Annotated in this window: 11 protein-coding genes and 4 pseudogenes; 13 read left to right on the forward strand and 2 right to left on the reverse strand. The window is 62.9% G+C overall.

All coding sequences use genetic code 11. The features are described from left to right. Window positions 1–48 precede the first annotated feature (48 nt). The gene (locus tag AU187_RS13125; protein WP_059099531.1) at window positions 49–1,812 is read left to right on the forward strand and encodes an N-acyl-D-amino-acid deacylase family protein; all 1,764 of its coding nucleotides are present in this window, start codon (window positions 49–51) and stop codon (window positions 1,810–1,812) included. Between the two features lie 11 nt (window positions 1,813–1,823). On the opposite strand, the gene AU187_RS13130 is transcribed toward AU187_RS13125, so the two are convergent. Further along, entirely contained in the window at window positions 1,824–2,744 is a 921-nt protein-coding gene (locus tag AU187_RS13130; protein WP_059166844.1) for an alpha/beta hydrolase fold domain-containing protein, read from the reverse strand. Beyond that, window positions 2,744–4,336 carry an AMP-binding protein gene (locus AU187_RS13135; protein WP_082683826.1) on the reverse strand — a complete coding sequence of 531 codons (1,593 nt, stop codon included), beginning with the start codon at window positions 4,334–4,336 and terminating at the stop codon, window positions 2,744–2,746. Before AU187_RS13135 ends, AU187_RS13130 begins: the two co-directional genes overlap by 1 nt. Before the next feature lie 340 nt (window positions 4,337–4,676). Here AU187_RS13135 and AU187_RS13140 point away from each other — a divergent pair, with 340 nt between their 5' ends. From AU187_RS13140 to AU187_RS26160, 12 genes and pseudogenes are all read left to right on the forward strand, one after another. Further along, on the forward strand, window positions 4,677–5,354 hold the full coding sequence (locus AU187_RS13140; protein WP_082683827.1) for an enoyl-CoA hydratase-related protein: 678 nt from the start codon (window positions 4,677–4,679) through the stop codon (window positions 5,352–5,354). Window positions 5,355–5,557: 203 nt separating this feature from the next. Continuing rightward, a pseudogene (locus AU187_RS26155) lies at window positions 5,558–5,881 on the forward strand (Rieske 2Fe-2S domain-containing protein); the annotation flags it as partial. Window positions 5,882–6,030: 149 nt separating this feature from the next. Continuing rightward, complete coding sequence (locus AU187_RS25965; protein ID WP_059099535.1) at window positions 6,031–6,609, forward strand: hypothetical protein; 579 nt, start codon at window positions 6,031–6,033, stop codon at window positions 6,607–6,609. Between the two features lie 225 nt (window positions 6,610–6,834). Further along, window positions 6,835–8,565 (forward strand): AMP-binding protein, encoded by a 1,731-nt coding sequence (locus AU187_RS13150; protein WP_082691822.1) that lies wholly within the window; start codon window positions 6,835–6,837, stop codon window positions 8,563–8,565. After that, on the forward strand, window positions 8,537–9,727 hold the full coding sequence (locus tag AU187_RS13155) for a thiolase family protein (RefSeq protein WP_059099536.1): 1,191 nt from the start codon (window positions 8,537–8,539) through the stop codon (window positions 9,725–9,727). Before AU187_RS13150 ends, AU187_RS13155 begins: the two co-directional genes overlap by 29 nt. 3 nt (window positions 9,728–9,730) lie before the next feature. Next, window positions 9,731–10,497 (forward strand): annotated as a pseudogene (locus AU187_RS13160) (SDR family NAD(P)-dependent oxidoreductase). 378 nt (window positions 10,498–10,875) lie between these two features. Next, window positions 10,876–12,134, forward strand: a pseudogene (locus AU187_RS13165) (acyl-CoA dehydrogenase family protein). Window positions 12,135–12,137: 3 nt separating this feature from the next. Beyond that, window positions 12,138–12,968, forward strand: coding sequence for an enoyl-CoA hydratase/isomerase family protein (locus AU187_RS13170; protein ID WP_082683831.1), 831 nt, complete (start codon window positions 12,138–12,140; stop codon window positions 12,966–12,968). Window positions 12,969–13,084: 116 nt separating this feature from the next. Next, window positions 13,085–13,762 carry a TetR/AcrR family transcriptional regulator gene (locus tag AU187_RS13175; protein ID WP_059099538.1) on the forward strand — a complete coding sequence of 226 codons (678 nt, stop codon included), beginning with the start codon at window positions 13,085–13,087 and terminating at the stop codon, window positions 13,760–13,762. Window positions 13,763–14,153: 391 nt separating this feature from the next. Beyond that, window positions 14,154–15,660, forward strand: a pseudogene (gene istA, locus AU187_RS13180) (IS21 family transposase). Beyond that, the gene (gene istB / locus AU187_RS13185; RefSeq protein WP_059099539.1) at window positions 15,657–16,451 is read left to right on the forward strand and encodes an IS21-like element IS1612/ISMav1 family helper ATPase IstB; all 795 of its coding nucleotides are present in this window, start codon (window positions 15,657–15,659) and stop codon (window positions 16,449–16,451) included. Before istA ends, istB begins: the two are co-directional and overlap by 4 nt. Before the next feature lie 55 nt (window positions 16,452–16,506). Then, window positions 16,507–16,737 (forward strand): acyl-CoA thioesterase domain-containing protein, encoded by a 231-nt coding sequence (locus AU187_RS26160; protein WP_353612196.1) that lies wholly within the window; start codon window positions 16,507–16,509, stop codon window positions 16,735–16,737. The last annotated feature ends 56 nt before the right edge of the window (window positions 16,738–16,793 follow it).

The following is a 16,793-nucleotide window of genomic DNA, read 5'->3' on the forward strand; positions in this document are numbered from 1 at the left end:
GGCTCTGCGTATTGCGATCCTCAGCCGTTGAGTTAGGAGGGAGCAACAATGCTCGACGTCGTGATCAAGGGCGGAACAGTGGTCGACGGCTGCGGAGGGCGTCCACGCACCGCCGACATCGGTATACAGGGCGGTCGGATCGCAGAAATCGGCAAGCTCACCGAGGCGGCACACCGGGTGATCGACGCCGAGGGAGCCGTCGTGACACCGGGGTGGGTTGACTCCCACACACACTACGACGGGCAAGTCACCTGGGACGATGCGCTCGAGGGCTCTGCCGCCAACGGCGTCACAACCGTCGTGATGGGCAATTGCGGCGTCGGTTTTGCCCCCGTCCCCGAGGGCGGCGAAGTGGCGCTCATCGACCTGATGGAGGGTGTCGAGGACATCCCCGGAACCGCATTATTCGAGGGGATGCCATGGGGGCAATGGGAGACCTTCCCCGAGTACCTCGAGTTTCTCGACGGCCGTCGCTGGACTAGCGACGTCACCGCGCAGATCGCGCATGGTCCAATGCGCTTTTATGTCATGCGTGATCGAGCGGTCTCCCGCGAGGCGGCCACCGCGGACGAGATCGCACAGATGGCTCGCCTTGCCGAGCAGGCTGTGCGGGCCGGCGCGGCGGGGTTCTCCACATCGCGAATCATGGGACATCGCGCCATGTCCGGCGAGCCGGTGCCCGGGACATTCGCCCATGAAGACGAACTCTCGGCGATCGCCGCGGGGCTGCAGGCCGGTGGCGGCGCAGTGTTGCAAGCTATTCCAGCCGGAGGAATCGGCGAAATCGGAGGGGGGCTCGAGCCCGAACATTCGTCGTTGTTGTCAGAGATAGAACTCTTCGCTCGGCTGTCGCAAAATCACGGGCTGCCCATTGTCTTCACGACCCTCCAGAACAACGATGCCCCGGGGCGGTGGCGCGAGGTGTTGGAGGCCGTAAGTACGGCGAACGCGAACGGGGCCCACCTGGCGCCGATGGTCGCCCCGCGCGGGGTGACAGTTCTGACAACACTGACCGGCTACCACCGCTTCATGCAACGCCCCACCTATATGAAGCTCGCAGAACTGCCTCACGGTCAACTTGTTGACGAGCTTCGCCGCAGCGATGTCAAGGCCGCAATCCTTGCCGAGCCGGATGTTCCGAACCCAGACGCCGGTGCCATGGACAACATCATGACCGGCATATGGGAGGGTCTGCTGCCACTGACTTTCCCGATGGCCGATCCAGTGGACTACGAACCGCCACTAGACCAGTCACTGGCCGCTCTGGCGGCCCGGGAGAACCGCGACCCGATCGAATTCCTCTACGACTTTCTGCTGCAGGACGACGGCATGGCCGTCGCGATGCTACTGGGTGCCAACTATGTCGAAGGCAACCTTGAGGCCTGCCGGGAGATGCTGGCGGATCCCAACACCGTCACCGGGTTGTCCGACGCGGGTGCACACGTGAACTTCATTTGCGACATGTCGAGTCCGACATTTACTCTCACTCACTGGGTGCGCGACAGGCAGCGCGGCGAGCGGTTGCCGATCGAGTTGGTTGTTGAGAAGTACACGCGTGTCCCCGCGCAGCTGTTCGGCTTATCCGACCGCGGCTCACTGGAAGTGGGAAAGCGAGCCGACGTCAACGTCATCGATCTCGACAATCTGCGAATCCACCGGCCTGTGCTGCGCCGCGACCTTCCGGCAGGGGGCTCTCGCTACCTGCAGTCATCCAGCGGCTATGTGGCTACCTTCGTGGCAGGTGAGCTGACGCGCGAAGACGATCGCGATACAGGTGCCCGGCCGGGCCGACTGGCCCGACCGGCTCGGTAGAACGACTCGGGTTACCCGTTCAGCACCTGACGGATCTGGGCCAACGCCTCGGCGGCGCGGCGACCGGGCAGGAACATCCACACGTGCATAGCACCCTGGGTTTCGTACCAGCCGATGTCGAGTCCCTCGGCGATCGCGCGTTTATGGAAGTCCCGGGCATCGGGGTTGAGCACGTCATGTGTCCCGGTGAACACCGTCAGCCGCGGCAGTCCGGTCAGCGGTCCGGCACCCGGGCTGACCAAGGGCATGTCGAGGGGATCACCGCCGGCATAGCGAATTCCCGCGGCACGCAGGTGGTCGACGTTGAGCAACGGATCGATCTTGGCGACCGCCGGTACGTCGGGGTGGGGGAGTGCGATGTGCATCCACGGGCAGAGCAGCACAGCATCACTTGGCTGCGGTAGATCGGCGTCGCGAATTGCATGACACAGGGCCAACGCCATCGCGCCGCCGGCCGAATCACCCATAAACGCAATCGAACTCGGGTCACGGTCTTCCAGCAGCCGGCGGTACACCTGCATAAGAAACGGGAAAACTTCGCGGTAGGTGTGCTCGGGCGCGAGCGGGTAGATCGGCACAGTCATCGTGCGGCGCAGGATGTTGGCCAAGTCGGCGATCGCCGGCCAGTGGATATGCGGAAACAGGTCGCGTACGTAGGCACCGCCGTGCAGATACAGCAGGTGACCATTGAGCGGTCCCGGTTCCGCCCGGCGCGGGCTGACCTCGTACACCGGGCGACCGTCGAGATCCGAGCGCTCGACATGGATTTTCTTCAGCACCCGTTTGGACGGCCAGCCCGAGTAAGGCGGTCGTGGGTGCGCAGCCCAGCGCTCGAGCATCGCGGGATGCAAGACCCAGTGCCGCACCCCCGTGAAGCGGAGCAACCGCTGAGTGACGTTAGGCGCGAGCGTCCTACCCTCGATGTCCTCCATCAGCGACAGTCGCGGCTGTGCGCCGGTTGATCGCGGTGGGTCCGCTCGAGTCCGGTCCGGGTCACCCGGTAACCCTCTGCTTTCCTATCCCATGTCGTCGGACCGTTGCCGCGAGCTCTCAGCAGGTACTTCTGTACCCGCTGGGTCGGGGTCTTGGGTAGCTCATCGATGACTTCGAAAAACCGCGGCACCATGAAGTACGTCATCCGATCTGTCAGGAACTTGAGCAATGCGGCAAAGTCCATCTCGGTGTGGCCGACCGGAACGACAAACACCTTCACCTCATCGTCACCGCCGTACTCGCCGGGCTGGGCTACGCATGCCACTTCGGAAACGCCGGGGTATGCGAGCACCTCGCGTTCAACTTCGCAACTCGAGATGTTCTCGCCACGCCGACGCAGCACGTCCTTGTACCGGTCATGGAAGAAGTAGTGGCCGTCCTCATCGACGCGCAGCGCGTCGCCGGTGTGAATCCAGCCGTTGCGTGCCGTTCGGATTGTGGCTTCCGGATCCCCCCAGTAGCCTTGGGACTGCACCCACCGTGCATCGGCGCGTGCGATCAACTCTCCGACCTCGCCTCTTGGCACTTGACAGTCCTGATCGTCGACGATGCGGACCTCGAATCCCAGCCGGGCTTGGCCGCAGCTTCCGGGCCGCGGTGGGGCCGATAAGGTGCTGACGAGCACTAGGTTGGCTTCCGTGGAGCCGTAGGCGGTACATAGTCCGTCGAGACCGAATCGCTCAACGAAGCAGGCAGGATCGGGCGGTAGTGGGGCGCACAACATGAACCGTATCGAATGCTCGCGTTCCGCTCCCGACCGAGGTTGCGACTGCAGGAACTGCGCCACCGTACCGGGCGCAATCGCGAAGGTAACGCCGAGAGCTTGCGCTGTTGGCCAGTATTCGGTCAGTGCGGGCGCAGCGCGCACTGCGACCTTCCCGCCAACTCGCATCATCTGTACTGCCGGTGCGAACGCGGACAGATGAAACCACGGCATGTCCGCGAGGAACACGTCGTCACAATTGAGTCCGCAACCATCGACGAGCCAGGCAGCAAGGTTGCACACGTAAGCGTGGGTGGTGATCGACGCCTTGGATGGGCCGGTGGTGCCTGAGGTCATAAGCAAGCAATGCGTGTCGGACGGCTTCGCCGGGGGGTCCAGTTCGTCGATGGAAGCCACGAGCTCACACAGTTCGGAGGGGTCCAACACCAGCTCGTGTTCGCTGTCGTTAAGTCGTTCAGCCACGTTTGCCTCGGCTACGATGACCTTCGGCCTGATCGTGTTGCATACGTCTGTGAGCAATTGGCCTTTGTAGGCAGGATTAACCGCGGCCATGATGCCGCCAAGAAGGGCCGTACCCCACCAGGCGCGCAGCCAGGCTCCGCCATTAGGCACGAGGAGCATCACTACATCTCCTCGACCGACACCTCGGGCGGCGAATGCCGTTGCGGCCCCGGATGCTTCCTTCAGACAGCGTTGCCAAGTCCAGCGGGCGCCGTCTTCCAGGACAATGAAATCGCGATCAGGCCAAAGCGCCGCGCCACGGCGAAGCAGGGCATCGACAGTGGCAGGAATCTGGCCAGCGGTCATTGCCCATGGCTTTCTACGTACGCGCACCGAGCCGGCTGTGTTCGACGGTCACGTGATCCATCAAAACTGACTCCCTCGCGCTATGAGCAGGCGGACAAGCGTGCGGTCGGGCCGCAATCACGGCGACAACGTTGCGGGTAGCCACCAACGAGCGCATAGTGATCGAACGTTCGGGCGGCTAGCCTAGCTGTCGACGCAGGCTAGTTCAAGGCGGGCGGGCGGAACGAATCGCCCTCGACCTCGGTAGGGCGTCGTTCGCGCTCGACGGTTTTGAATCGACAGGAGCGCCCGCAATGCAGCCTGCGGCCGGCCGACTCAACCGAATGTGAGGAAAATTGTCATGACAAACGGTGAAGCCGAACCGAACGTGCTCGTCGAACGCAACGGCGCCGCATTGTGGATCACGCTAAATCGTCCCGCGGCGCTGAATTCCGCGAATGCGGACATGCTGCGGACGGGAGATTCCAGCGGCGGCGACACGCTCACAGCTGCCAACCGAGCCATCCTGGCGATCAGGGAGATCGCCAAGCCGGTCGTGGCGGCAGTAAACGGGTTAGCTGCCGGTGTCGGCGTGTCACTCGCCGCAGCATGTGACGTGGGGGTGGCCGCGGAAGGCGCATACTTCCTTCTGGCCTTGACAAACATCGGGCTCATGCCGGATGGCGGCGCCACGGTGTTACTTCCTGCGGCAGTGGGCCGTGCGAGGGCCCTTCGCATGGCTTTGCTAACGGAGCGTATTGGCGCCACGGAAGCTGCCGAATGGGGCCTGGTAAGCCACGTCAGCAAAGCCGAGACATTTCAAACCGATGTCGACGGGTTGATCGACCGTTTGTCGGCCGGTCCGCCGCTGGCTTACGCAGAAACCAAGCGCGCCATCAACTCTGCGACGATCGACGACATCGCAGGCGCCATGGACCGCGAGACGGCGGGCCAGAAGCGACTGGTGCGAAGCCACGACTTCCGTGAAGGCGTTGCGGCGCTTAGAGAGAAACGGCCACCATCCTTCTTGGGGCGCTGATCGTATCGCCAGCCTGTCCGGCGGGGATCACCCATGCGGACCGGCATCCGACTTTAAGGCTGTTCCGTCGACAGAAGTCTGATACCATAGCTAGATAATCGAACGTTCGCTCAGCTCTCTTGCGCGATTGGTGGGCCGGCCTGCTGGCCGTCGGTGCGGTCGCCGAAACCTACTCCAAGATACGAACTGAAGGAAGTGAAGCGATGGGCACAGGAGCAAGAAACCGCAACGGGTTTCCAAGTTCCAAGTTTCCCGAGGGATGGTTCCCCGTGTCATGGAGCCACGACCTGGCGCCAGGTGACGTCAGGCGCCTAACCTATTTCGATCGTGAGCTGGTGCTCTGGCGTGGAGCCGGTGGCCAGGCTTACGTGCAAGATGCGTACTGCCTCCACCTCGGGGCGCACCGCGGCGTTGGTGGATGGGTCGTCGGCGACGATCTCGCATGCCCATGGCATGGCTGGGAATGGCGGGGCGACGGGCACAACAGCCGAATCCCGTATTCCGCTGAAGGATGCAAGCCGAACCTGAAAATCCGCACCTATCCGGTGCGTGAATTCTGCGGCGCGATCGTCGTCTGGTATTCAGAGGACCCGGAGAAGCAACCGACCTGGGAGCCGCCGGTGATACCGGAGTACGGGCGCGCCGACTTCTTCGACATGCATCCGGGAGTTCCATCGTGCACCGCACGAAGACTCACGTTCAGATGCCGATCGAGAACGCCGTCGATCCCGCGCACATCGCTTACATCCACGGTGCCGGAGAGATCCCGAAGCAGGTCAGCTTCCGTTCCGAGGGGCATTGGTTCCAATCGATCGTCTCGGTCGTCTACGGTGCCGGCAAGGAACGCACGGAGTTCACGCCTGACGGTCCGGTCGAGGCTTTGGTCGAGATGAACACGTACGGCATCGGGCTCTCGCTCATCCGCTGGACCGAGCCGATTCCGACCATTCAGTTCACTGGCTTCACCACTGTGGACGGCGAGTACATCGACTACTACTTCGGTCAGTGTTCGCAGCAACCGGAAGGCGCCGACCGGACGAAGCCCGAAGGGCCCGGGGTCACATTCATCAAGGTGCAGCAGACGGTCATTGAGCAAGACTTCCCTATCTGGGCGAACATGACCTACCTTCAACGCCCACACTTCGCTGCAGAAGAAGCCAAGGCTTACTCGGCGATGCGTCGTTGGGCTGCTCAGTTCTACCCGGCCGAGGACCACGACAAGATGATCGCCTTAGCCGGTCATTCACAGGATTAGCCGGTCGTCACAGGCTATGTCGTCTCATGCATCAACCACCCGCTGGAAGCCGTCCCCATGTGAAGCCCAGGCGACGTCGACCAGTGGCCGGTGTTGCCCTCCGACTTCGGCACACCGGCACCCGCCGATCGTTGTGCAACCACCAAAGTCATTCCGGCTCACCCGAACCGAACAAGTTCCGATGTGCCGAATGAACGGAATCGTGTCGAACCAGATCTTGCGCCGATGACCAATGACCTGAACATCGGTGCACTGATCCGGGCTGTCGCAGCTAAGGTTCCGGATAGAACCGCCGTGCTCCAGGGCGGCAAATCGTTGACGTACGCAAAGCTCATCGACAGATCTTCGAGGTTGGCAGCATTCCTCAACGAGCGCGGCATCGGTCACTTCGTAGACCGCTCGGCGTTGAGCGGTCACGAGGCGGGACAACACCTCCTGGCGCAGTATCTTCACAACGGAGCGCACTTCGTCGAGGGCCTGGTGGGCTCATTTCTCGGAAGAGCTGCGCCGTTCAACGTCAACTATCGGTACACGGCTGATGAGTTGCGTTATCTGCTGCTTGATGCATCTCCTTCCGTGATTCAGTTTCATGCTGCTTTCGCCCCGGCGCTGAGTAAGGTCCTGCCTGACCTGACAGGTATCAAGACGCTGCTGCAAGTAGCTGACGGAAGCGGTCATCCTCTGCTGCCCGGAGCGATCGACTACGAAGAGGCGCTGGCATCAGTGTCACCGGTGGCACACGACGAGCTCTCGCCCGATGACCTTTACGTCATCTACACCGGAGGCACCACGGGAATGCCGAAGGGTGTGCTGTGGCGCCAGGGCGACGTGGCGGTCGCCACGCTCGGATTGCGAAACCGGCGCACGGGGCGCGAATGGATTGATCTCAATGAAAGCCTCGAGGCGATTCGTAGCGAGCCGATCCGCGTATTGCCGTGTGCGCCGATGATGCACGGCGCAGCGCAGTGGGCGGCGCTGCAGGCCATTTGCGAAGGCAACACGGTTGTATTCCCACAGCGCGCACAAAACTTCGCCGCCGCGGACGTGTTGACAACGGTAGAGAAACACCGCGTCGGCGTGATCACGTTCGTGGGCGACGCATTCGGATGGCCGCTCGTGCAGGAACTGGAGCACACGCACTACGATGTGTCGTCGCTCCGCGTAATCGTCTCGGGCGGCGCTGCGCTGCACGCAAACTGCAAGCGGCGCCTGATCGAGCTCATGCCCGGCGTTCGCGTGATCGTGAACATCGGGTCCTCCGAATCCGGCATCCTCGGTAGTCGGCTAAGTGTCGACGACGCCTCAGCCGCGGACGTCACCTTCACCCCCGACGAGTCGATGAGAGTGGTCGCCGAAGACCGCACCCGCTTCCTCGAAGCGGGGCATCAGGGCGTTGGGTGGCTTGCACGCTCCGGTCGAATCCCGCTGGGATATCTCGGCGACGCTGACAAGACCGCGCGCACGTTCCCCGTCGTCGACGGTATCCGATTGACCATTCCAGGCGATCGCGCGCGACTACTCGCCGACGGCCAAGTTCAACTCCTCGGGCGAGACTCGTTGACCATCAACACAGGTGGAGAAAAGGTCTTCGTCGAAGAGGTCGAGGCCGTGCTCAAGGACCATCCCGACGTCGTCGACGCACTGGTCTGCGGTCGACCGAGCGAGCGATGGGGATCCGAGGTCGCTGCCGTCGTGGTGGCTCCAAATGGCATCGATGAGACTGAGCTCATTGGCTTCTGCCGTCGCCGGCTGGCCCGCTACAAAGCTCCCAAAGTTGTCCACGTGGTTCCCAGCATCGTCCACAGCGATACCGGCAAGCCCGACTACAAGTGGGCTGTGCGCATGGTTAGCGAACTGGAAGCCGCTTCTCACCGGACCGAAGCAGCGGAACCGCTGGTGACTGGTAATCCAAGGAAGGAAGCAATCAATGAGAAGTTCATCAGCGGTGATCGTTGACGCGATCCGCACGCCAGGCGGGAGGCGCCACGGAAATCTGTCGGGCTGGCATCCCGTCGACCTCGCAGCAGAGGTGCTCAATGGGCTCGTCGTGCGGAATCGATTGGATCCGGAGCTGATTGACGACGTCATCATGGGCTGCGTAACGCAGGTAGGGCATCAGGCCTTCAACATCGGTCGCAGCAGTGTTCTGGCTGCAGGACTGCCGGAGAGCATTCCAGCCACCACGATCGATCGTCAGTGTGGATCGTCGCAGCAGGCCGTGCACTTCGCGGCGCAAGGGGTGATGGCCGGCGCTTACGACATCGCGGTAGCCGCCGGAGTGGAGGTCATGAGTACGACCCCGATGGGTGCCTCGAACACGCCTGGGGGATATGTGTACGGGCCAGCGGTGCGCAAGCGCTACAAGCCTGCCGGCGGACTTGTTCCGCAGGGAATCTCGGCGGAGATCATCGCCGACAGGTGGAATCTCTCTCGTGAGCAACTCGACGAGTACGGGGCACGCAGTCAGCAGCGAGCGGCGCGTGCGCGCGACGAAGGACGGTTCGACAACGAGATCCTGCCGCTGCCGGCCAAGCGGCGCCACAAGGAAACCGGCGAGGTGACCGAAGGTGACGTCGTCGATTCCGACGAAGGCATACGACCGGAAACCACGGTTGAATCCCTGGCAACGCTCAAGCCGTCGTTCAAGGAGGGCGGCAAGATCACCGCAGGCACATCCAGCCAAATCTGTGACGGCGCAGCGGCGGTACTCATCGCCAGCGAAGAAGCGGCGGAGCGGCTTAACCTCGAGGCACTGGCGCGGGTCCACACCTTTGCTCTCGCCGGTGTGGATCCGGTGTCCATGCTGACTGGACCCATCCCTGCCACCGAAAAGGCCTTGAAGAAGGCCGGTTTGACGGCTGCCGACATCGACGTCTTCGAGGTGAATGAAGCATTCGCGTCAGTAGTGCTCGCCTGGGAGAAGGAAGTGCATCCCGACATGGATCGGGTCAACGTCAACGGCGGCGCCATCGCGCTGGGCCATCCGCTAGGTGCATCGGGCGCGAAGCTGATGGCCACCATGCTGAACGAGCTCAAGCGCAGCGGCGGTCGCTACGGCTTGCAAACCATGTGCGAAGGCGGCGGTCTCGCCAACGCCACGATCATCGAACGGATCTGAGACATGAATATCGACGGTGTAGCCGCGATCGTCACCGGTGGCGCCTCCGGCCTCGGTGCGGCCACCGCCAAAGCGCTCGCAGAGCACGGCGCCAGGGTCGTGATCTCGACCGACAGGAAGACCTAGGCCGCAAGGTGGCCGCCGAGTTGGGCGGAAGCTTCGCTCACGCCGATGTCAGCGATGAAGCGCAGGTACAGGCCGCAGTCGACGCAGCGGTCGAACTCGGCCCGCTATGCGTGCTGGTCAACTGTGCCGGTCTCGGTCCGGCGGCCAGAATCGTGGACCGCGAGGGGACCCCGATTCCGCTCAAGAAGTTCGAGTTCGTCGTCCGAGTCAACCTGATCGGTAGCTACAACTGCGCTCGCCTTGCTGCCGCCGCCATGACGCGTTCGGAACCGCTCGACGACGGTGCCAGGGGGGTAATCTTGTACACGGCGTCGGTCGCGGCATTCGACGGACAGATCGGTCAGACACCGTACTCGGCCGCCAAGGGTGGAGTGGTTGCGATGACTCTGCCGATGGCCCGTGACCTGGCTCTACACGGCATTCGGGTGAACACCATAGCGCCAGGCCTTATTGACACCCCCATCTACGGTCAAGGGGAGAAGGCCGACGCATTCAAGGCCAGACTTGGCGCAAGTGTTGGCTTTCCGCCACGACTCGGCTTCGATCACGAGTTCGCCTCCATGGCGATGGAACTGATCACCAACAGCTACCTGAACGGCGAGGTGGTCCGTCTCGACGGTGCCGTTCGTCTTCCGCCTCGATGAATCGCGAATCAGGGGAGGGAGAATGACAGATGAGGTAATGGTCGAATACAGTGACGGCACGCTGCTGATCACCATCGATGGTCAATCCGCGCGGAAAGCGATCGACACTGCGCTCAGCAATGGTCTGCTCGCTGCCGTTGACCGCCGGAACACAGAAAGCACCGCTTGGCGTGAGCGCGTCGCGTCAATTCGTGCGCTATGCCCATGGTCGCGGAGACGACTTCTACTCGTATCAAGCGCCTCTGATCAAGGAGGTGCTCAGGTCGGCGGACGCCCAGGAGGGCCACGTGCCGTCGCCGAGACGTGTGGACCGCAGTGCAGCGGCGCACAGTCGGCCGCGGAACCAAGGCATCATTCGCAGCCGAGAAGGGACTCGCGATGCTTTGTTGGTCAGATGAACAATTGATGTACCGCGCTGCGGTCCGCCGCTTCGTGGAAACGGTGGTCGCCCCGCAGCGGGAGGCGATCGAATTCGACGGCGTTCCACCTTTCGATATCCTCCGAAAGTTCTACGCAGACTTCGGTGTTGGCGAGAGCGCGATGGAACGCTTCGAGGCGACGCTGGCTGGTGAGAGGCCGCCGCGCAACGCGAGCGAGAAGCTCATTCCGCTTCTGGAGTTCTCCCGGCACTCACCCGGCCTGGTGACCGCGCTTGGTGCCAGCATCGACTTGACGGCAGGAGCCATCCTGCGGACAGGTAACGACGAACAGAAGCGCCGCTGGGTTCCAGATCTACTGACACTGACTAAGGTTGGCGCCTGGGCAATCACCGAGCCGGAATCGGGCTCAGATGCGTTCGGTGCGATGCGCGCTACCGCCCGACCGACCGACGGCGGGTGGTTGCTCAGTGGGAGCAAGACATTCATCAGCAACGCGCCGAACGTCGACACTATTGTGTTCATCTGCAAGCTCGACGATGAGACGCCGCCGGCTAAGCGCAAGATCATGACGTTCGTGCTCGACAAGGGGATGCCTGGGCTTTGGCAGAGCGGACCCCTGCGCAAGATGGGATTGCACTCCTCGCCGACCGGTGAACTCCAGCTGAATGACGTCTTCGTCACCCTGGATAGATTGCTGCGGGGGACGGGCAAGGATGGCCATTCCGGCAAGTCCGGGGAGTCATCGGACTCCGGACCCAAGGCAACCTTTGCGATGGAGCGGGCAAGCATGGCTGCCAACGCGCTGGGGATAATCGAGCGCTGCCTTGAATTGTGCACCGAGTACGTGCGGACCCGCGTTCAGTTCGGCACGCCGATCGGTGACTACCAGCTGATCCAACTGAAGTTGGCCAAATGGAAGTTGCGCGTCTCAATACCGAACACATGCTGCTGCAGTACATCGCGATGTCGGATGCGGGGATTCGCCCCACGCTCGCAGAGGCGTCCGCCATCAAGCTGCACACAGCGCAGGCGGCGATGGAGGTCGCCCTCGAAGCGGTTCAGATATTCGGGGGCAACGGTTACATGGCCGAGAACAACGTCGAGCAGCTCTGTCGTGACGCCAAGGTTCTGCAGATCTTCGGCGGGACCGATGAAATCCAGGTGCGGACGATCGCCCGCAGCCTCCTCGCGGGAGCGAAGAGATCGCGTTCGCCCAGACGCCTCGGTGGCAGCAATCGACCAGAAGTGAGGGTGTAGACGATGTCGCGCATGTTCAGCACACTTAGCATGGAAACCGCTTCCGACGGAGTGATGACACTCACCTTCGACAGACCCGAACGGGCGAACGCGGTCAACAGCGCCATGCACAACGAAATCCTTGCCTTCTTGCGCTGGATACCAGAACAGCGTGACATTGGTGCAGTCGTGATCACCGGGTCAGGCCGCTTTTTCTGCGCAGGCGGGGACACCGAGCTCATTCAGCAAACCCGTGATGCGGACCCATGGTCGACAGCGCGAGCGATGGGTGATGTGAGCAAGATCGTGCGCGAATTCCTGGAAGTTCCACAGCCGGTCATCGCGGCCGTCAATGGTGCGGCCGTCGGCCTCGGTGCCACCCTGGCATTGCTAAGCGATGTCGTCATCATGGCCGATACCGCAACTATGTCCGACCCTCACGTCCGGATGGGCATCGCTGCAGGAGACGGCGGCACCGCGATATGGCCTGCGCTGATCGGACCAGCACGGGCCAAGGAATTCCTACTGACGGGTGATCCGGTCGATGCGTCGACGGCAGAGCGAATTGGACTGGTCAATCGAGTCGTTCCCACAGCCTCTGTCCTTGCCGAGGCCCGCTCCCTAGCCGCGCGCCTATCGGCTGGCCCGCGCCAAGCGATTGCGTACACCAAGCGGGCCATCAACGCTGCTCAAGCGAGGGACGCAGTGCTCAACGTGATGTTGTCCGCGTCGTTGGAGGCGCAGACGATGAAGGAACCTGACGTAGTCGAGGGGATGGCGGCTTTCCACGAACGACGCGCACCCGAATGGCCCAGCGCGGCGGCGACCGTCGCCGTGAACTCTGTAATCTCATGATTTATAGGACGATCGTTCGTTCTGGGATGAGATGATGTTGCGATGGCGCAACTTCGTCACAAGACGCATATCGCGGAGGGGCCGCAGTCTCGCCACGTCGACGACCAGGGAAAGCGATGAAACAGCGCGACGCGGCGGCCGACGGCTTTGGAGGCTCGCGTACCACGGCGCGAGCGCTCAAGAACAATCCCGCTGGGCTTGGCACCTTACGGGATGTTGCTCGTCGCGAGTTCGTGGAGCGTGGCTATCACGCTGTCTCAATCCGCGACATCGCCAGAGAAGCTGCGCTCAGCTTTTCTGTGCTATACCACTACTACGCGAGTAAGCAAGAGCTGCTCTATGGCGTGTTGAATGAGGCGATCGACAGTTTCCACGACATTTTGGCTCGTCATTCGGCATCCGATGAAAGGGCAGGGGACGATCCGGTCGATAGGTTCTTGATTCTCATCGAGAGCTTGGTCGAATACCGCGCAAACCGCCGTGTTGACAGCCTGTTGTTTATTCGAGAGATCCGCAATCTCGAGCCTGAATATGCCGAGCGGCTATCGGATCGACGGGCCGCCGTCGCGGGATTGCTCGATGAGGTTATTGCGCAAGGAGTAAAGACCGGCGCGTTCAAGACACCGTATCCCGACGACGCGCGCCGGACGCTCATCGCCGCGTTGAATGCGATCGCCGAGTGGTACCGCCCAGCCGGGAACATAACTGTAGACATGCTCGTGTCCCGGTACTTGCGCATTGCGTTAGCAATCGTCGAATACGACGGCGACCTCGATATAAAGCCCTCGGCCTAGTCCGCGGATACGCGGGCCCGAAAATGTTAGGCCACGGCGCGATTGACCCCGATATCAAAGGCTAGTCAGCTCGCCGCCCAGATACTGGGCATATTCGAGCTCGACCGCGTCGGTTCCGAACGCTCATGGCGTTCACGAAACACCGACCCGCGCCGCGGCCGGATGTTCGGCGGAACGACCTTGGCATTGACCCTTGCGGCGGCGCGCGAAACCGTCGGCGCATGCCCATGGCCATGAGAAAGTCCCCGTTTGTGGCCAGTAGGAAGTCCCCACTGGTGGCCATGTAGAAGTCCCCACTCCTTTGCGGGCTCGCGTGTCATTTCCGGGAGCTGTGGGCCTGGGCGGTGACGGTGATAGCGCCAACTGTCACCACACCGCCCAGGGAGCTCTATTGAAGTCTGCAAGGGAGCGTATGAACATCATTTCTGCGTATCGCCAGGTCGGGTCGTATCGCGGCGCGGCTGAGCTGTGCGGCACCACCCATAAGACGGTCAAGCGGGTCATCGAGCGGGCCGAGGCCGGCGGGCCGCCGCCGCGCGAACCACGACCACGCAATGTCGATGCGTTCACCGACCTGGTCGCGACTCGGGTGGAGAAGTCGAAGGGCAAGATGTCGGCGAAGCGGATGTTGCCGATTGCCCGGGCGGCCGGCTATCAGGGCTCGGCACGCAACTTTCGCCGGTTGGTGGCCGAGCAGAAAGTGTTGTGGCGCAACGCTAACCGGCATCAGCGCCGTCCGGCGGTGTGGTCACCGGGTGAGTATCTGGTGATGGACTGGGCCCAAGCCGCACCGGGCTTGATGGTGTTCTGCGCGGTGCTGGCGTATTCACGGTGGCGGTTCGTGCGCTTCGCCGCTGACGAGAAGGCCTCCACCACGCTGGCGATGATCGCCGAGGCCCTCGAGGCGATCGGCGGGGTGCCGGCCAAGATCCTGGCCGACCGGATGGGCTGCCTCAAAGGCGGCGTGGTCGCCAATGTCGTTGTCCCGACACCCGGATTACGTGCGGTTCGCCTCCCATTACGGGTTCGACCCAGACTTCTGCCACGGTGCCGATCCCCAATCGAAGGGCATCGTCGAGCATCTGTGCGGCTACGCCCAAGACGACCTGGCCATCCCGCTGCTCACCGAAACCGCCCTGGCCGGCGAAACGGTTGATCTGCGTGCCCTTAACAGCCATGCCGCATCGTGGTGCACCGAAGTCAACGCCGCGGTGCATGCCGAGATCTGCGCAGTGCCCAATGTGCGGCTGGTGGAGGAACGCACGGTGCTGACGGCTCTGCCGTCGCTGCGGCCCGCGATCGGCGCCGGGTCAGTGCGCCGCAAGGTCGACAGCCTGTCATGTATCCGCTACGGCTCAGCTCGCTACTCGGTGCCCAAACGCCTCGTCGGCACCACCGTGGCCGTCGTCGTGGATCACGGCGCGTTGATCCTGCTGGAACCGGCGACCGGGGTGATCGTCGCCGAGCACGAACTGGTCAGCCCGGGCGAGACCTCGATTCTCGATGAACACTACGACGGACCCCGCCCCGCACCCTCGCGTGGGCCACGCCCGAAAACCCAAGCAGAGAAACAGTTCTGCGCTCTCGGTGTCGAAGCGCAGCAGTTCCTCGTCGGCGCCGCCGCGATCGGCAACACCCGACTGAAATCCGAGATCGACACCCTGCTCGGACTCGGCGCCGCCCACGGCGAACAAGTCTTGGTCGACGCCCTGCGCCGAGCGGTGGCGTTTCGGCGGTTCCGCGCTGCCGACGTGCGCTCCATCCTGGCCGCCGGCACCGGCACTCCACAACCCCGCCCCGCCGGCGACGCCCTGGTCCTCGACCTGCCCACCGCCGAGACACGATCCCTGGACGCCTACAAGATCGTTGGCACGTCGACCAACGGAACGGCGTCGTGACCGCCACCAAACCGGTGGCTCCGGCCTCGGTGGCGCCGCTGGCCGCTGATCTCGACGCTGCGCTGCGGCGGCTGAAGTTGGCCACCGTGCGCCGCAACGCCGCCGAGGTGTTGCAGGTGGCCAAGACCCAACGCTGGACCCCCGAAGAGATCCTGCGGACCTTGGTCGAGGCCGAGATCGCCGCCCGCGATGCCTCCAACACAGCCAACCGCCTCAAGGCCGCGGCGTTCCCGGTCGCCAAGACCCTCGACGGGTTCGACGTGTCAGGGTCCTCGGTCACCCAAGCAACGTTCGACTACCTGTCGAGTCTGGAATGGGTTCGGGCGCAACATAATCTAGCTGTGGTCGGTCCGCCCGGGACGGGCAAGAGTCACCTGCTCATCGGCTGCGGGCACGCCGCCGTGCACGCCGGATTCAAAGTCCGCTACTTCACCGCGGCTGACCTCATCGAGGTGCTCTACCGCGGGCTGGCCGACAACACCGTCGGCAAAATCATCGACACCCTGCTCCGCGCCGACCTCGTCATACTGGACGAAATCGGCTTCGCCCCGCTCGATGACACCGGCACCCAACTGTTGTTCCGGCTCGTGGCCGCCGGCTATGAGCGTCGCTCTTTGGCTGTCGCCTCACATTGGCCCTTTGAGCAATGGGGACGCTTCCTGCCCGAACACACCACCGCCGCCAGCATCCTCGACCGCTTGTTGCACCACGCCACCATCGTCGTCACCTCCGGCGAGTCCTACCGGATGCGCCACGCCGACCACAAGAAGGGAGCCGCCAAGACGAGTTAGCCAACTACCCGCAACGGAGTGGGGACTTTCCCTGGCCACCAGCGGCGACTTCTACTTGGCCATTGACAGCGCATCAAGCCTCCGCGCGAGTAGTCTCACGGTGCACTTCCTCAGGCCGGCCGATGGCGGACAGTTATGCGACTTCGCAGTGGAGCGCCTCTACGACGGACGCGCGGCGTCAACGCGCGGGGTGACGGCAGTTCAAGAAGGTGAATCGGTCGCGATTGGGACGTTAGCGTTCCGCGCTGCGATGGACACGTGGGCATGGCGTGTTCCCAGTGAATGAGTCCAACCAGTTTTAGAGTCCTGTGGCCCGATGTCGGGCCAGAAGGGACGATGAAA

Origin of the sequence: Mycobacterium sp. IS-1556 (assembly GCF_001499985.1) — a bacterium.
Lineage (GTDB): Bacteria > Actinomycetota > Actinomycetes > Mycobacteriales > Mycobacteriaceae > Mycobacterium.